Genomic DNA, 17,762 nt, shown 5'->3' with positions numbered 1-17,762 from the left:
TTCATTTTTGAAGATATTCCATTGAAACGCGATAACAAAAAAAGTGATTTTTTACTTCCATTTTTTCTCCTAATGGAATATAAAATATAAAAACCATTACATTACTGGGAGGAATATTATGCGATTCACTCAACAAGTATTTTGTCTTATTGGGTTTCTGGCCGTTATCGTCTGTCCGTTAGCGGCGCAGGTACCCCTCGGCATCTTCGAAGATCATCTCGATGTCGGCGATCCGAATATCCCCGGTCTGGCCACTTTCAGCGCCGGGAAATACGAAGTAGACGCCGTCGGGGCGAGCATTGGCTACCGAACGACGAACGATCAGTTTCATTTCGTATTCAAGAAGATGACCGGCGATTTCGTTATCCAGGCCGCGCCTCTTCCCTTGGACTTAGGCTGGGGCGGAGTGATGGTGCGGCAATCTCTTGACGGCGATTCCGTGCAAGCCTCGTTAATGATGACGACGGCCGCGGCGATAAGAGGAACAGGCTCGTTGGATTCTTCCGTTTATCCTACCTTTCGCTCCATGAAAGGCGGCGCCACCAAAACGGATGGCGATCCCGAACCGGGGGGCTTGACGGACAATCATACGGGGCCGCTGCGGTTGGAGAAAAATGGAAACACCTTCCGCTATTACACTATCAACACGGCGGGCGCCAAAGTTTTGATCCGGACGGAAGTCGTTCCTATGAGCGATCCCGTCTACGTCGGCCTGGCGGCGTCGGCGATGCAGGCGGACGGACTGGGCATGTGGGAATTTACCGATGTTTCGATCGAGGAATATCCCTTGACCGTCGTGCGTAAACTGCCCACGGATCAATTGCAAAAAGGCGCGAATCTCAGTTCCATAACCTTAACCGCCAGCGCTCGTTCGGGGCAAGTTTCCGATGCCACGGTTACGGAAATTTTCCCTGTTGGTTCGAAACCGTCTAACATCACGGTCTCGGCGGGGGAATTCAATATTAATCCTAATGGCAGCGTCTCATGGATTCTGACCGGCTTATCGGGACAAGCGACAATGACTTACGATCTGAAGATTGGATCGTTCGGTTCCTGGCAGGGAACCTTTACCGATGGGATCATCGGCGCCAGCTATATCGGCGGCGACGCCGTCTTGCCGAAAGCGCCGGTTTTCGAAGCCAGAACGGCGCCGTATCCCGTGGATAAGAATTTCATCACGCTCATCCAAGCCGAAAGCGGCGAAGTGTGGCAGGAAGGTTCATGGGGATTGGTGATCGATCCCCGAACCCGCACCGGCATTACGGCGATGTCCGTCAATTCATCGGCGGCCAATGTATTGACATTTAACATTAATGTAGCGGAAGCGGGGACGTATTACCTTTTTGCCTCCGTTCGCGGCGAAGACGGCAACAGCGACTCTTTCCATTTCTCCGTGGACGGTCTTCCAGCGGGCGACGATTCGTCGCGCTGGAATATCAACAGCGCCAAGGCGTTCCAAACTCGCTGGGTGAGTTCCGTCAACCCGAACCTGAATCCCCGTCCCTTTGACCTTACGGCAGGCGAACATACGCTTTTTATCGGCAACCGCGAGGATGACGCCAGCATCGATTGGCTCGCCGTCACCTCCAACGGCAGTTTCGCCTACGCTTCATTTCAAGAACTCGACCAATTCGCGGGAGCGTCGCGCGTATTGCCCGCTATGGAAAACAAAGTTACAGGTCCAGTCAACGTGAAGATCAACCTTGCTGTAAAGAGTGGTTCAACTCCCAATGTTGTCATCGAAGAAACGCCTCCAGCAGGTTGGACGATAACGAATCTGACAGGCAACATGGGAACGGCCGTTATGCAAGACGGAAAGATTGTCTGGACTGTTCCAGCAGCGAAAAACTCCACCCTTTCCTATACGGCTGCGCCCAAAGAAGGCGATATTGTCGGCGTTTTTGCGGGAACGTTGACGGATCAAACCAACGAATATTCGATCGCGGTTGGCGGGAATCAATACATTCCGACTACGCTGAATTTCCAACTTGCCGTCAAGCCTTTCGATATCGGAACCGACACCGTCTTCCTGCAAGCGGAAACGCCAAGCGCCTTTTCGGGCAGTTTGGCCGTCCGTCCCGATATGTCGTTAGTAACTCAATTGTGCGTAGAGAGCCTTTCGTCGGGACAAGCGAATAGTTTATTAACCGATCAGGAACTCACGTTTAAACTCAACGTACTGCAAACGGGAACTTATTATATTTTCGCAAAATGCCGGGGCGAAGATTCGAACAGCGACTCTTTCTTCGTTGGATTCGACGTCACATTCCTAGGCATGGCGCCTGACGATAAGTACGGTTATCAGATATCGGGGAATGGACAGTTCGAACGGCGCTGGTATCAGACATATATAGAAGGCGGACGCTTCTGGGACGTTACCGGCGAACCGCGTCCCTTCGAGTTGACCGCGGGCGCGCATACCCTCAGCTGGCATTCCCGCGAAACGAGTTCCAAAGTGGATTGGATCGCTATAACCACCGATCCAGCGTTGGACATCGACGCCGTTCTGGAACCAGGCGAGAAAGTCGCCGTTCTAGATTATATGCTGTATTAATCGTTTGGTTCATATATAAATCTCAATGAGGGGACCCTTACCGGTCCCCTTTTTTTATGGTTCTGCAAAAATTTTCGTAAGAAATTAAGCGTGGAATCCGTCATAATAATAAGAACATTATAAATTTGAGAGAGTGCGAAATTCTTGACTTAAACGCATTGAATTTAATAAGTTATCAAACACTGCAAACTCCGTAACTTATTGATTCATATAGACCTGCGATCAAGGATTCAAGAATTTCGCACTCTCGGTTTTATTGTTTTCATCGGGAATCCCGGCGAATATCGCCAAGAACAAACAGTTTGGCAAATACGCTATGGTTGAATAATGGCGGCTAATCGCGAAGACTTCGCGGCGGAATTGGCCGAGCGGCATGGCCGCATGGTTTATACGGCGGCTTACCGGATTCTTGGCGACGCCGATGACGCCGAAGACGTTCTCCAGGACGTTTTTTTGAAACTGTTGAGAACGGACGGCTCTCTTTTGCGCTCGGACGCCGTAAGAGAGTGGGGGGCTTATTTGCGCGTAATGGCAGTGCGTTGCGCCGTGGATTTTTTACGCCGGGATCGGTTACATAGAAGCGAAAACACCGAATCGTTCGAACAATTAGCCGCTCCAGCCGAATACAATCCCCATCGGCTGGCGGAGCAGAAACAAATGGCGGCGCTACTACGCCAAGCATTGCAATCGCTCTCCGAACGCGAAGCGCAAATTTTCGCCCTGCGCTATTTCGAAGAACTCTCCTACGAGGAAATCGCTGCGCAGTTGGATTTGAATACGACTCTCGTAGGCGTTGTTCTGCACCGCGCCCGCCAGCGCCTGCGGGAAATTCTGCAACCATCGCTGCTTCCGCAAGAATACGGATCGAAATCCGAAAACAGCATCCATCCGGGAAAGGAATGCGATCCATGTCCGATTCGCCCATAAATCATAGCGATCCCGATCTGGAATTTCTGCAAAAGTGGATCGACTCCGTCCGCGGCGATGTTCCAGAGGAGGAACAATGGCAGGCGGCTCATTCCCGTTTGAGGAAAATGATTCAAGGCGGAAGACGAACGCCATCATTGGCGAAGGAAAAGAGCTTTCGATTGTCCCTCCCCCGGCGTTGGGCGTTCGCCGCCCTTTTCGCCGCGTTGATTTTGACATTTATCTTGGGATTCAATTTAGGCAGTTATAAAAGAGGAATGGTTTTCGCCGATGTCTTGGAAAAGATGCAAACAGTCCGGACATACGCCTGCGACGTTGTCATCGAAGGGCCGGGAGGATTTCCCGTATCCATGCGACAGATATATAACGGTCAAGGGCGGATGCGAGTGATTCGATACGATGACTTTTTTCCCAATTGGAATAGAACGAATAGGGAACCGCAGATGGAGATTTCCATCATCGATTCTCAAAGCCGCCAAATTCTGCACATGCTTCCCTTTTTGAAACGCGCCGCGATATTCGATTATTCCAGCCAACCCAGCCAGGAATCCAATATCAATTTCGTGGAAGAGATGCGCCTTCTCCAGGACGGCGCAGAAGAAGTGTTGGACATCGGCGTAACGGACGGGCAAGCCGCCGTTTGTTTCCGCGTGCGCAAGGACGACGAGACGACGACGGTATGGGCGAACGTCGAAACCGGCCTGCCAGTGCGGGTCGTCAAGGAAGTGAATGGAATGCAAGGCTTCGCCATGGTTATGCCCGGCCTGGCAGGGCCTAATCCTCACGGCCATCCTCTTAAAGCGGAAAATGTAAAAATCGCGTTCTCCAATTTCGAATTCAATCCCGTCCTAAACGAATCGCTTTTCAGTCTCGATCCGCCCGAAGGGTACAATCTTGTAAAGATTTCCCTGCCGTATCCTGCGCCGGCGGATTGATCCAAAGAAACCGTTTACTGCTCATAGGGACGAAGCTTGTTTGCTGTGCTTCGTCCCGTTTTTTTGAAGGCTTCCCAACGCTTTAAAGCCGATTCGGCGAAATCCCCAACCCTCTGGAATCCCCGCCATGCCGGCGGTAGGATACTATCCTGTTAGAGGTGCAAGGAAATGGCTTTGGATCGGGTTAAGGAAGAGATTCTCGATAAAGCGGATATCGTGGAGATCGTTTCCCATTACGTTCATTTGCAGAACAAGGGGGGACGGTTCATCGGTTTATGCCCTTTTCATAAAGAGAAAACGCCATCGTTTCACGTCCATCCCGACCGAGGATTTTTTCATTGTTTCGGCTGCGGCAAGGGGGGCAACGCCATCGACTTCCTTATGGCGATGGAAAACCTGACGTATGGGGAAGCGCGGCGGCATCTGGCGCAAAAGCTAGGCATCCGCATCGAATCCGACGGCCCCAAGCGGGTGCACGAGGAGATCGACCGCTTCCAGGTCATGGATATGGCGGCTCAACTCTTCGCCAAATGGCTTCCCGCCAACGCCAAGGCGTCCGAATACGTCCAATCGCGCGGTTTGACGCCGGAATCTATCAAACGCTTCGGCATTGGCTTTGCGCCGGACGCCTGGGACAGCCTCTATCTTGCGTTAAAACAAAGAAACATCCCCGAAAAAGTACAGGAAGAATTGGGACTGACGATTCCCCGACAGCAGGGCAGCGGCTATTACGACCGTTTTCGCAACCGCGTCATGTTTCCCATCCGAAATACGCTGGGGCGAACCATCGCCTTTGGCGGACGCGCTATGAGTTCCGACGATCCGGCGAAATATCTCAACACCAACGACACGCCGCTGTTCAATAAATCCAAAGTGCTGTATTTGTTGGATCAGGCCAAAAGCGTTCTCAAGGAGCGGGGCGCCATCCTCGTCGAAGGCTATATGGACGCTATTTCGCTGCATATTCATGGATTCGTCCAAACCGTCGCCAGTTTGGGTACGGCGTTGACCAAGGAGCATTTGAACATTCTCAAGCGCTATACAAACCGCTTTACGCTGCTTTACGACGGCGATAACGCCGGGATCAACGCCGCGAAAAAGGGAGTGGAGACGTTTTTCGAATTGGGATTGCCGGTGCGCACGGCCGTGTTGCCCCAAGGTTTGGATCCCGACGATTTCATCAAGGCGGAAGGCGCCGAGGCGTTGCAGCGGCTGCTCGACAAGGCTGTGGATGGATTCGAATTCTATTTGAATTTGGGATTGCAGGGGCGCGATCCCGCCTCGCCGCAGGGCAAAAGCGAAATTGTGGAGTTCATGCTGCCGCTCGTGGCGCGTATTCCCGACGGATTTATCCGCAAAGATTATATTCAAGCCATCGCCGTGAGAATCGGCAGCGAAATCGCGGCGCTGGAAGCCTCCATTCAACAGAAATTGCAACAAAGCATTTACAAAACGAACGCATCGCAAGAAGCCGCTCCCGCGGCGGTTGCCAAGAAGACGCCGCTTCAGTGCGCCAAGGAATCGCTGATCCGCCTGCTGGCGTTTCATCAAGGCTTGATTACGCCGGATGGGATGGAATCGGCGCAGAGGCCGCCTTTGTTCTCCGAGGACGAATTGCATAAGGAAATTCCTCCGCTTTTAAATGCGCTTTTCGAACGATCTTCCTTGGATGCTTTATTGATCGTTTTGATGAAAGAGGCCAAACTGTCCGGCAAGAGCGGCGCGGCGCAGCTCGATGCGCTGTTTCCGGAAAACAAGGATTTATCGGCCTTTCTCGCCATTGCGGAAGCGGAGCCGCTTCCCGGCAAGGAAAAAGACCTGCGCAAAGTCCATGACGAAACGCTGAAGTGTTTGCGGGATGAAGCCGAAAAGCGCCGCCGCGAAGAGATCGTGCGCCAAGCGGGCGGCGATCCCCAAAAAGTATTGCAAGCAATGAACGAAATGATCTTCTCGAATAGAAAGGGAAATACCAGTGAATCTTCCCAACCTGTATAAAACCTTCGTGCAGTCCTTATCCGCCGACGCCGTGTTGGAGAACGCCAAGAAACTATGGGAATGGAACCGTTGGTCTAATTTCAAGAATTACAACGACGCCGCCGAGCATATTTTGCAATGCTTCAACGAATACGGCGTGCAAAGCGAATGCGTCGATCTGCCTGCGGACGGCAAGTCCGGATTCGGCGACGCCATCATGCCGTTGGCCTGGAATTGCCAGGAAGCCGTGGTGGAAGTCGTTTCGCCCATGCCGATTGTTCTCTGCCGACGCGAGGAGACGCCTTTGTGCATCGGCATGTGGTCGCCGCCCACCGGCGAGGAGGGGATTGAGGCCGATCTCATCGTCGTGGACGATCCCGCACGCTTAGAGACGATGGACGTTAAGGGAAAGTGGATTTTGACGCAAGGCCGTTTTCAAGACGTTAGGCGCGCGGCGGCCAAAGGCGAAGCCGTTGGAGTGCTCAGCGGTTGGCTGCCCAACGAGTCGCGCTCCGATACGCAATGGATCGGCTCCAACACGGACCTTTCTGGCGGCTGGGGAACGCGGGAAAACGAAAAGCCCGTCATCGCCATCGCCATAAAGCCCACGCAGGCGGAAGACCTCAAGACCATGTCGGACGGCCAGACCGTGCGCATCAAGGCCGTTATTAAATCCGAATTATCCGCCGGGATTCTGCCGTTCATCCACGCTTCCATTCCCGGCGAGCCGGGCGAGCAGGAGGTTCTCGTTATAACGCCTCTCTTCGGTCCCGGCGCCAACTACAACGCCGTCGGCGCCGCATCGCTGCTTGAAGCCTGCCGACTCTTGCAATCCAAAATCGAAAAGAACGTTCTGCCCCGTCCTAAGCGGACGATCCGGTTTCTCTTCGCTCCCAAGCTATACGGCTCCATCGCCTTCGCCCACGACGGCAAGGTGCATTTGCAAAAAACGCTCTGCGCGCTCTGTCTGGAAACGGGCGCGGGCAATCCCGACCGCGCTTGGTGCCGCTGGACGCTGCATCCCACCACTTCCGCCCAACGCCATTTCGTCAACGGCCTGGTTTGGAACATTTGCCGGAATTATCTGCAGGAATGGCGGCCGCAGCGATTCATGGAAAAGCGCCCCTTCTCGCTTTTGGCGGACGTATTCTTCAACGATCCAGCCATCGGCGTTCCTACCGCCTGGCTGCATGGCGGGACGGAAGCGGAATGCAAATATACCAGCGCCGACATTCTCGATGCCGTGGATCGCCGCTCCTGCATCGACTTGACGGCGGCGGCGGCATCGGTTCTCTACCTGGCCGCCAGCGCCGGGGCGGCGGATATGCCGCATCTGGCTTATTGGAATTACGCCTTTTCGCAGGAAATTTTTCAGGAAGACGTTCAGTATTTTCTCGACCGCGCCGCCAAGGCGGATGGTCTGGCGGATATCAAGGAAATCCTCACGGAAGCTATGCGCCATTTTCCCTTGCGCACCAGTTTGGAATCGAAAGGATTGCAATCGCTGGAACGGCTGGTCAAAGACGCCGCCTCGGCGCCGGAATGGGACAGCGTCCACGAACTGCTGGGATCGCTCAACGACCTGGGCGACTCGGCGCTGGCGCTGATTCGCGCCCGCCTGGAAGCGCGGGGAGCGGAGATGGGCAAGGAAGCGTCCGATATACAGCCGCTGGAAAAAACGGTGGAGGACGAAAGGAAGCCGAAGCGGGTGGAAGGCGTCATCGGAACCATCATGCTCGATCCCCTGCCCTACGATCAATGGACGACGCCGATAAAACGCTCGCCGCGCTGCAACCTGCCTTTCATCCTCGCCTGGTGGCTGGCGGATGGAGAGCGAACCATCGCCGAAATCGAACGCCTGGTTCATCTGGACGCAAGAGGCTACCGCGAGTGCATCCCCGCTTGGTTTACCTTTTTGGAGAAGGCGGGGTATGTGAAGTTTGGGGTGGGGGAAGGGTGAATTGGATGGAGTTTAGCAACTTCGTAGGGTGGGCTCAAAGCGAAGCGCAGCCCACCATAATACCTATTCCAAGCCATATTTTACGAAAGATCGCCCAGGAGAAAAAAAATGTCTAAGCGAAATATCGGGCTGGAAATACTCGAAGGGATCAAAGAAATTATAGCTTATAATGATGGTAAGGAAAATTTGAAAAAACGGGAATTAAACGAATCCGCTTCACCTCAAACGATGCAAAAGAAAGTTGAATTATGTCAATCTACACAAGAAAATGATGCGTAAGCCGTTTGGTGGGCTACGCTTCGCTTTGAGCCCACCCTACCCAACTTGGAGTCCATCCAATAAAATAAAAACAGTTTTTATCTTGGTGAAACGCCATGTACATCTTCCAACTCGGCCATTGTCCTGAAGTTTCTTATGCGGAGATTCTCGCCGTCAATGCGCGGCTTGAGCGGCCTTTTCGTTCTTTTCAGCGGGTGGAGGACGTTCTTTTTGCGGAGGGGCCTTCTCTGGAGGCGGCTCAATCCTTGTGCCATGAACTTGGCGGCGTCATCCGTCTTTGCGAAGAGGTTTCCGCGCCGGCGGCGCCTGCGACTATTGCGCCCGAAAGCCTCGCCGATCTTTTGCAAGCGACGTCCGTCGATGCGCTGCTAACGCAACGCTCGGAGCGGCCCGTATTCGGCCTATCTTTGGCGGGGGATTGGAGCGAGTGCGGCGGGCGCGGAAAGCGGCATGGACTATTGCATGAGACGGCGGTTCTGTTCAAGGATTATTTGCGTGAGAAGGGGATTTCTTCCCGCTTCCTGCTTCCCGATCCGCAGGAGAATTCTACATGGTTGAGCGGCGCTCAAGTCGTCAAGAACCAATTGTTGAGCAAGGGTCTGGAAATCGTTTTGAATCGCCAGCCAAGGCGGGGGGTGCAGCTTGCCGTTACCCGTTGGATTCAGCCTTTCGAGGAGTATTCCCAACGCGATTACGGACGCCCTCAGCGCGATGCCCGGCAGGGAATGCTTCCCCCTAAGTTGGCGCGGATGCTCATTAACCTGGCGCGCACGAAAGAGACCGTCACTCTGTTGGATCCCTTTTGCGGTAATGGAGGCATTCTTACCGAAGCAGCGCTTATGGGCTTGCAGCCGACAGGACTGGATATTCAGGAAAAGAACGTGCTTTCCTGCGAGGAAAATTGGCGCTGGCTGCAATCGCGCAAAGACGCCCCTCAACGCGCCATTCAGGTCATGGTTGGCGATGCTTGCCAACTGCATACCCTTTGCGCTCCGCTTTTCTTCGACGCCTGCGCGACGGAGCCGTACCTCGGCCCGCCGCAGCGCAAGCCGCTATCGCCAGCGAAATTCGAGGAATTGGCGTCAGAACTGGTTCCGCTCTACATTCGCGCTTTAGGCGAAATCCGCTCCGTCGTCAAACCGGGAGCGCGAGTAGTTTTCCTCTCGCCGCAATTCCAGCTGGCGGATTCCCCTGCTCCCGCGCCCCTGCGCCTATTATCCGAAATCAAATTGTTGGGATATCGAATTCTCGATCCCCTCCATGATTTCGCGCCCGCCGAGGGAAGGACCACGCTGCTCTATTCTCGCCCCGATCAATTCGTCCAGCGGGAAATATTCGTTCTTCAAGCTTAATCTATTCGTGGAAGAACGACGTATTTGATCCAGTTGGCGAATTCCTGCTGCCGGACGTCCGGCGAGAGCACGTCGTTGTCGATCGCCAGTTGCCAGCGCAAATCCTTGCGTTCCGGCTGTTCATTAAGCGCTTCCATTTTTTCCACATATTGCATCAAATCGTCATGATCCTTGAAGAATCCGCCGGGGATCAGCTTCGGCTCGCGCGCCACGATCAGCCGCGCCATTTCATGCAGGTCATATTCCGGGTGATATTGAACGCCCCAAAACGTCCCTTTTTTATGGGTCACGGCGATAGCTTGCACATGAGTGAAATCGTTGCCCGCCAGCCGAATCCCTCCCGGCGGCAATTCGGTGATATGATCCAAATGGCTGATGAAGCCGATGAACGTCGATTCTTTGCCCTCGAACATGGGATGATTCCGCCCTTCCGGCGTCAGTTGAATCTTTCGGGCGATGCCCATCTCCCGCCCTTTAGGATTGGCTTCCACCTTGCCGCCCGCCGCATAGGCCGCCATCTGAATGCCCCAGCAGCTGCCAAAGCCGGGCGTTCCCAGTTCGTAGGCTTTGCGCGCCAGTTGCAGTTGGCTCTTCACGCTGGCGTCGTTTTCGTCGTAAATCGTCAAATTGCAGCCCGTCCATAGAATTCCGGCATAGGATTCGATCTCTTGATCCGTCGGCGCGTCCACGCCGGGATCAGTAGGCAGCAAAACGGCGTATTCCGCCGCGGGCAGATGGCGTTGCAGCATCTTTGCGTAAAGATCCCAAGCCAGGCTCATGCCCGCCGCTTCCAACTCGTCGCGGCTCTGTTTAGAGTAGCCGTCGACGATCAAAAAACGCATCGTTTCTTTCATGGTTGATTCCTTGAAGTTTTAATAACTATATGTTACGCAGCCAATGTTCTTTCGCTTTTTTCCGTTATTGAATCGCGAAACCACGAAAAGGCTCGAATTACACGAAATTTTCGAATCACGGATATCGCGGATTTTTTTTGAATTTAAAGGAGAAATACTTTTTCACAACGCGATTCGTTGTGTCAATGTAATTTTCTTTTTTTTCGTGTTTTTCTTTAAATTTTCGTGTTTTCGTGATTCAATACAATATTCATTACTCATCATTTATTTCACTTCCCAATTGCGAACAAGTTCTTGCGATAATAGTTCTTGTGGCGAACGTCCCTGGCTTTCGTACCATGCTTTCAATTTCATCAAGCCTTGCTTCAAATCGATTTCCGGCGTGAAGCCGAAAAGATCGCGGGCCAGGGAGCTGTCGGCGTATAGGCGCAGAACGTCGCCGGGGCGGGGGATGTCATGGATGATGGGAGCGCAGGGTTTTCCCACGGCTTCCGCTACGATTTCAGCGAGATGGTTGACGGCGATTTCTTTGGAACTGCCTAAATTGATAGTCTGGCCAACAGCTTCATCACATAATCCCGCCAATAAAATCCCCCGCGCCGTATCGCTGACGAAGGTAAAATCGCGCGTTTGGGTTCCGTCGCCGAAGACGACCATCGGCAGACCGGCCATGCAGCGCAGCATGAACTTGGGGATGACCTCGCCGCTGTCGCCTTCGTGATGGCAGCGGGGACCATAGGCGTTGAACGGGCGCACGATCACCGTGGGATAACCGTAAGAACGATAGTAAGCGCGGGCGTAACACTCGCCCGCCAGCTTGGAGGCGCCATAAACCGTCATGGGCATCGTAGGATGCTGTTCCGTCATCGGCGCCCATTGGGCTGTGCCGTAAACTTCAGAGGTGGAGACATAGACGAAGCGCTTCACGCACGCTTTTTGGGCAAGGTCCAATAAATGCAAACTGGCGGCGGCGTTGACTTCGTGATTTTCGATGGGGGAATGGATGGAATGGCGCACTCCCAGGCAAGCGAGATGGTAAACGATATCCACGTCCTGGATCAATTCGGCTATACATTCGCAATCTCGGATGTCCACTGTTTCCAGCTGCACCTCGTCGCCGAGAATCTCTTCCAGATTTTCGCGGTGGCCGTTGACCAGGTTGTCTACCACGGTCGTCTGCATCCCATAATCCCGCAGCTGGCGCGTCAATTCGGAGCCGATGAATCCAGCGCCGCCGGTTACCAACGCTTTTTGAAATTCTTGATCCATGGAAACCTCTTTATGTTTTCAGGCTTGATGAAAAGCAAGAACCGCTTCCGCCGTCTCTCGGACTTGAGCTTCCGTTAATTCCGGAAACATGGGCAGGGAGAGAACTTCGTCGGCGGCTTGTTCCGAATGGGGGAAATCGCCCTTCTTATAGCCTAAATCGGAATAGGCTTCTTGCAGATGCACCGGAATCGGATAGTGAATATTGGTGAAAATTTGCCGGCTATGCAGATGCGCTTGCAAGGCGGATCGGTTAGGCGTACGGATGGCGTAAACATGGAAGACGTGACGGCGGTCGGGCATAGCCTGCGGCGTAAGAATTCCCGCCGGTTCCATGATTTGATTGTAAAGAGCAGCCCATAACCGGCGCGATTCGGTCCACGATTCCAAATGGCGCAATTTGACCCGCAGCACGGCGCCTTGAATGCCTTCCATGCGATAATTGTAACCCTTGAGATCGTGGAAGTATTTCTTTTCCGAACCCCAATCGCGCAACATGCGGATTTTGCGGACGTATTCCGAATTATTGGTTACTACCATGCCGCCTTCGCCGTATGCGCCGAGGTTTTTGCCGGGGTAGAAACTGAAGCAGCCCATATCGCCCATGCTTCCGGCGCGGCAGCCTTTATACTCGGCGCCGTGAGCTTGGGCGGCGTCTTCGATGACGAGAATGCCATACTTGCGGGCGATTTCCAGAATCGGGTCCATATCCGCCGTTTGGCCGTAGAGATGGACGGGAAGAATGGCCTTGGTTTGGGGCGTTATGGCTTCTTCGATCCGCGCCGGGTCCATCGTATAGGAGCGGGGATCGATATCCACGAAAACCGGCTTGGCGCCGGTATAGACAACGGCGGCGGTGGTGGCCACGAAAGTAAAAGGGACGGTGATAACCTCGTCGCCGGGACCGATATCCGCCGCCAACAGCGCCAGATGCAAAGCGCTAGTGCCGGAATTGACGCCTACGCCATTCTCTGAGCCGCAATATTGGGCGAACTCCTCTTCGAACGCGCCGACTTCCTTGCCCAAAGCGAACTGGCAACTCTCCAATACGCCCAACACGGCGGCGTCAATTTCCGATTTGATGTTATGGTATTGAATTTTGAGATCGACGAATGGAATCATAATAATTCCGATCCTAATTGTATATATCAATAAATAATGGAGGATTGCGTTAACCCTGCCTGCTGAATTATAGCGATTATAGCGGACATCAAAATTTGCGTTAGGATTGGCGCCAGGAAAAAATCGCAAAAAATGGCGCGTAAATGTCCCGGCTACGTAGGAATAAAGGCTTTCGAGAGCAATTACTTGATGGAGACGGGGCGGCCATGTTCTTTCATGGATTGGTTGGCCGCTTCGAGGATTTTGACGACGCGCAAGCCTTCCGGCCCGCTGGTGATAGGAGTGATACCCTTCTCGACGCATTCCACGAAATGGCGGGCTTCCTCGCGCAGGGCTTCCACGCCGTTCAAGTGAGGCGAATACATATCGCCCGCGCGGTAGCCGACCAACAGTTGGTAGATTTTTTCGGGATTGGCTTCCAGGGTTACTCCTTTATCGTAAATCTTGATCTTTTCGCTCGATTCCAGATCATCGTAGACCACCATTTTACGACTGCCGCCGATCAGCGTTTGCCGGATTTTAACCGGCGCCAGCCAATTGACATGAAAATGGGCGATGAGATTGTTTTCGAAGAAACAGGTCAGATAAGCGATGTTTTCCGGCTGGCCCGGAATATGCGCCACGCCCACGGCGGCGATGGATTGGACTTCGGCGCCGAGAAGATAGTCCATGATGGATAGATCGTGCACGGCTAAATCCCAAAGTACGTTGACGTCATGCTGGAACAGGCCGAGGTTGATGCGAACGGAATCGAAATAATACAACTCGCCCAGCGTTCCCTGTTCGATCAATTCCTTGATCTTGCGCACGGCGGCGGTATAGATGAAGGTGTGATCTACCATCAGAACTTTGCCGCTTTTATCCGCCTGATCGAGCAGTCTCCGCGCTTGTTCGGAATTGGAGGCCAGCGGTTTTTCCACCAGGACGTGCTTCCCCGCCTGCAGCGCTTTCATGGCCAGGTCGAAATGCGTAAACACCGGCGTAGCGATCAAGACGGCGTCCAACGAGGGATCGGAGAACAAATCTTGAGGATCGGCGGTAATTCGAATAGCGGGATAAAGCGCTGAAGCCTTGGCCAATCGGTCCGAAAGCGGATCGCAAACCCAAGTTACCTTGGATTCGGAGATGGAATTGAAATTCCGGACCAGATTAGGCCCCCAATAGCCGTATCCAATAACGCCGACGGAAATCATGAACGCCTCCTGCACGATGCGCGAAATCGATAAGATGGAACAGTATATTTACAGTCGCCCGACGCCGTCCAGGGCGTTGATTTACCGAAAAAAGATCCGTTGCTTGCCTCAGCGGGTTTGCTTCTGTAATTTTTACAAAAAAATCCCATCTCATCAAACTAAACCACGCGATAACCTCTCTCTCAATCATTTCTCGTCATCTTTCGATCAAGCGCGCTCATCTTTCCCAATTCCAGAAAATCGAATTTCCCGATTGAATTCTCCAATGATTGAGAAATAATAAAATAAGGCTACAATTTTGCGATCATAGATCGATTCGAACGATAACGCGGGAAGGATAGATTGAAAATCTCGCTGTTATCTTAATAAAAATCAATCGTTTGCGCCCATAGCTCAACGGATAGAGCATCTGCCTTCTAAGCAGGAGGTTGCAGGTTCGAGTCCTGCTGGGCGCGGTTTTTATATCCTCTTTTCTCTACAAGTTTTATCCCGGCCTTCTCGAAATAGAATTTCGCGCGATCTTTCGCATCTGACGGCATCCGTCATTCAGACGTTGCCGAAGGCTTTTTGCAGAGCGTTGGCGGCTTCGCGGTAGGCGGCTAGCGCTTGATCCACCTTTCCAGCCATGCTCCAGAACGGATGAATCATGCCGTTGTAGCGCGAGCATTGAACCGCAATCCCCGCGTTAGCGAGGCGTTGGGCGTAGGCTTCTCCTTCTTGGCGGAGAGGATCGAATTCCGCCGTTATCACCAACGCGGGCGGCAATCCCGTCAAATCTTTTTCCAGCAAAGGCGAAACCTGGGGCAGCCGGGCTTCATCCAGCGAATTCAGATATTGTTCGCGAAACCATTTCATCAGCGGCTTGGTGAGAAAATACCCTTCCCCATACGTTTCGTAGGTCCCGCCGTCCATATCGCTCATATCCGTAACGGGATAAACCAGCAATTGAAACGCCAAGCGAAAATCCTTCGTTTCCCGCGCGCGCAGCGCCAATACCGCCGACATGTTGCCTCCCGCGCTGTCTCCTCCCGCTGCGATGCGTTGTGGATCGGCGTTGATCTCGCTCGCATGATCCGAGACCCATTTCGTCGCGTAATAGGCGTCGTCGTTGGCGGCGGGAAAGCGATATTCCGGGGAGCGGCGATAATTCGCGAAAATGACGATGCTGTTGGCGAGCCGGCATAAATGGCGGCAGGCGGCTTCATGGGTATCCGCATCGCACCACACCCAGCCGCCGCCGTGGAAATACATGAGGACGGGAAAGGGGCCTGTTCCTTTGGGCGTATAGATGCGAACGGATACGGGGCCATGATCGGCCGGCAGAATCCGGTCTTCCACGCAGCCTGCATCCACTCGTTCTCCGCCCAATTCCCGAAAAGCGTCCCGAGCGATGGATCGGCTTTCCGCTACGGGCAGCGTTTCCAAGGCCGGCCCCTCTTGTTCCATCATGGCTTGCAAGACGGCGGCGGCTTGAGGATCCAATACGCCGCCTGCCAAATGCCGTTTTACCACTTCGAAAGAAGAATTCGTCATGATAGGCCCCTTTACATGAAATATGTGGGAATTTCCTTAAGCGCAATATTATCTTGCCGATGAGAAGAAAAAAGAGAGAGGCGTTTATACGAAGCGAAAATCGCGATAATGCGAAGCGCTGCGACTTTCAGGCCATTTTCGATTCGCCGATTTCCCTGATGATTTTGGCATTTCACAGTGTATAATTTATATAAATCCTCGCGATGGAATGTTCAGTTACTCCAATGCGCTGGATAAGGAGAGGGGAAATGGATCGCTGCTTTCTTCTTCCCAGCCGGAGGAAAATGGGTTTATTTTCCTTGGAGGTTCGATTGACCCGGAAGGAAAGGTTTCATACAATTAGTTTTTTATTAGAGAAAAATCGAAGATCGAAGATGCCGATTCCCTGGATCGCGTTCCTTCTTCGCCGCAGCGTATTTATAATGCGAGTGTTATGGGATGATAGGCCGCTGAGCGAATTTGCAAATATTATACAAATCCCTGGCTAAGGAAAAACTTCATCTCTTCCCCATATCTTCATGGTTGAAGGAGCGGATTATGTCGGAATTGAGGAAAGACCCGGTGATTGGAAGGTGGGTTATCATCGCGTCGGAGCGAGCCAAGCGTCCCACGGATTTCTTCGTCGAAACGCCGAAGCAGCCTTCCCCCGGCTTTTGTCCTTTTTGCCCAGGAAACGAAGATAAAACGCCCAAGGAATTGTTGGCTTATCAATACCCAGCGGAAAGCTGCCCCGATTCCCGTTGGTGGCTGCGCGTCGTTCCCAACAAATTTCCCGCTCTGGTCAAAGCGGGGGATTTGGAAAAGTCGCGCGATGGGATATTCGAGAAATTAAGCGGAATCGGGGATCATGAAGTGATTATCGAAACGCCCGATCATCAATCGTCCATGGCGGATTTCGATCTGGCGCAGATCGAGGAAGTAATCAAAGCCTATAAGGAGCGAATCCTCGATCTGAAAAAAGACGAGCGCTTCCAATACATCATGATTTTTAAAAATCACGGCAAACAGGCGGGCGCATCGTTGGATCATCCCCACTCGCAGTTGATCGTTCTTCCTATCATTCCCAAACGGGTCAATGAAGAGATCGAAGGCGGCCTTCGTTATCACCGGATTCATAACCGTTGCGTTTATTGCGATATGATCCAACAGGAAAAAACCAGCGGTCTTCGCATCGTCCATGAAAATAAAAGTTTCGTCTGCCTGAATCCTTACGCTTCCCGTTTTCCCTTCGAAATGTGGATATTGCCCAAAAACCATCAATCCCATTTCGAAAAAATATCGCAAGAGACGATCGCCGGTTTCGCCGAAATATTGCGCCATTCGTTGAAACGCATAAAAATCGTCTTGTCCAATCCTTCTTACAACTATATGCTGCATACGGGGCCATGCGGCGATGCGGGGGATTTTCCCCATTACCATTGGCATTTGGAAATCACGCCGAAGTTGACGCAAGTGGCGGGCTTCGAATGGGGAACGGGATTTTACATCAATCCCATGCCGCCGGAAAAAGCGGCGGAATATCTGCGCAACGGCGTAGATACGCAGCAAGAACTGGATCCGGCGATGCTGCCTTTTTCGGTATAATAACGCATGAGGATTGATATTATTAAACTTACTCCATCGCCTTCGTCTCACCCAGAGGGCAAGGGAACACGGATTGCGCAATATGCTTTTGTAAGTAAAACGATTTCCCAAGCCGGATAAAAAAGGAGCGAACAGCGCATTGTCATGACTGCTATTACCTCAATTCAAATTCCCAATATCGCCCCCACAAGAAAAGGCAAGGTGCGGGATATCTTCGATCTGGGGAACC

The 17,762-nt window shown here is 52.7% G+C and carries 13 protein-coding genes and 1 tRNA gene; 9 read left to right on the top strand and 5 right to left on the bottom strand.

From position 1 onward, the window contains the following. Window positions 1-118: 118 nt before the first annotated feature. The 7 genes from AB1656_17085 (at window position 119) to AB1656_17055 (ending at window position 9,981) form a co-directional block, all read left to right on the top strand. Entirely contained in the window at window positions 119-2,554 is a 2,436-nt protein-coding gene (locus tag AB1656_17085) for a hypothetical protein (GenBank protein MEW6237100.1), read from the top strand. A gap of 327 nt (window positions 2,555-2,881) precedes the next feature. After that, entirely contained in the window at window positions 2,882-3,481 is a 600-nt protein-coding gene (locus tag AB1656_17080) for a sigma-70 family RNA polymerase sigma factor (protein ID MEW6237099.1), read from the top strand. Continuing rightward, window positions 3,463-4,416 (top strand): hypothetical protein, encoded by a 954-nt coding sequence (locus tag AB1656_17075; protein ID MEW6237098.1) that lies wholly within the window; start codon window positions 3,463-3,465, stop codon window positions 4,414-4,416. Before AB1656_17080 ends, AB1656_17075 begins: the two co-directional genes overlap by 19 nt. 168 nt (window positions 4,417-4,584) lie before the next feature. Continuing rightward, window positions 4,585-6,411, top strand: a complete 1,827-nt coding sequence (gene dnaG / locus AB1656_17070) for a DNA primase (protein ID MEW6237097.1) — start codon at window positions 4,585-4,587, stop codon at window positions 6,409-6,411. Next, a complete protein-coding gene (locus AB1656_17065) occupies window positions 6,389-8,350 on the top strand; it encodes a M28 family peptidase (GenBank protein MEW6237096.1) in 1,962 nt (653 codons plus the stop codon). The genes dnaG and AB1656_17065 overlap by 23 nt, the downstream gene beginning before the upstream one ends. Window positions 8,351-8,458: 108 nt before the next feature. Further along, window positions 8,459-8,629: a hypothetical protein gene (locus AB1656_17060; GenBank protein MEW6237095.1), complete on the top strand. Its 171-nt coding sequence runs from the start codon at window positions 8,459-8,461 to the stop codon at window positions 8,627-8,629. 95 nt (window positions 8,630-8,724) lie between these two features. Further along, entirely contained in the window at window positions 8,725-9,981 is a 1,257-nt protein-coding gene (locus AB1656_17055) for a hypothetical protein (GenBank protein ID MEW6237094.1), read from the top strand. Here AB1656_17055 and AB1656_17050 read toward each other — a convergent pair. The 4 genes from AB1656_17050 to AB1656_17035 form a co-directional block, all read right to left on the bottom strand. Further along, window positions 9,978-10,835, bottom strand: a complete 858-nt coding sequence (locus AB1656_17050; GenBank protein ID MEW6237093.1) for a type 1 glutamine amidotransferase — start codon at window positions 10,833-10,835, stop codon at window positions 9,978-9,980. The two genes, AB1656_17055 and AB1656_17050, sit on opposite strands and share 4 nt — an antisense overlap. 264 nt (window positions 10,836-11,099) lie before the next feature. Then, on the bottom strand, window positions 11,100-12,104 hold the full coding sequence (locus tag AB1656_17045; GenBank protein MEW6237092.1) for an NAD-dependent epimerase/dehydratase family protein: 1,005 nt from the start codon (window positions 12,102-12,104) through the stop codon (window positions 11,100-11,102). 18 nt (window positions 12,105-12,122) lie between these two features. After that, entirely contained in the window at window positions 12,123-13,223 is a 1,101-nt protein-coding gene (locus AB1656_17040) for a DegT/DnrJ/EryC1/StrS family aminotransferase (GenBank protein ID MEW6237091.1), read from the bottom strand. 182 nt (window positions 13,224-13,405) lie between these two features. After that, window positions 13,406-14,416 (bottom strand): Gfo/Idh/MocA family oxidoreductase, encoded by a 1,011-nt coding sequence (locus AB1656_17035; GenBank protein ID MEW6237090.1) that lies wholly within the window; start codon window positions 14,414-14,416, stop codon window positions 13,406-13,408. Between the two features lie 382 nt (window positions 14,417-14,798). Between AB1656_17035 and AB1656_17030 the strand changes: the two genes are divergently transcribed. Continuing rightward, window positions 14,799-14,871: transfer RNA gene (locus AB1656_17030), tRNA-Arg, on the top strand. Window positions 14,872-14,962: 91 nt separating this feature from the next. On the opposite strand, the gene AB1656_17025 is transcribed toward AB1656_17030, so the two are convergent. Beyond that, the gene (locus AB1656_17025; protein ID MEW6237089.1) at window positions 14,963-15,949 is read right to left on the bottom strand and encodes an alpha/beta hydrolase; all 987 of its coding nucleotides are present in this window, start codon (window positions 15,947-15,949) and stop codon (window positions 14,963-14,965) included. A gap of 537 nt (window positions 15,950-16,486) precedes the next feature. On the opposite strand from AB1656_17025, the gene galT reads away from it, so the two are divergent. Next, window positions 16,487-17,533, top strand: coding sequence for a galactose-1-phosphate uridylyltransferase (gene galT, locus AB1656_17020; protein MEW6237088.1), 1,047 nt, complete (start codon window positions 16,487-16,489; stop codon window positions 17,531-17,533). Window positions 17,534-17,762 lie beyond the last annotated feature (229 nt).

The sequence above is a fragment of the Candidatus Omnitrophota bacterium genome (assembly GCA_040755155.1).
GTDB lineage: Bacteria > Hinthialibacterota > Hinthialibacteria > Hinthialibacterales > Hinthialibacteraceae > JBFMBP01.
The sequence above is the reverse complement of the archived record's forward strand: the minus strand, read 5'-3'. Positions and strand labels throughout refer to the sequence as shown.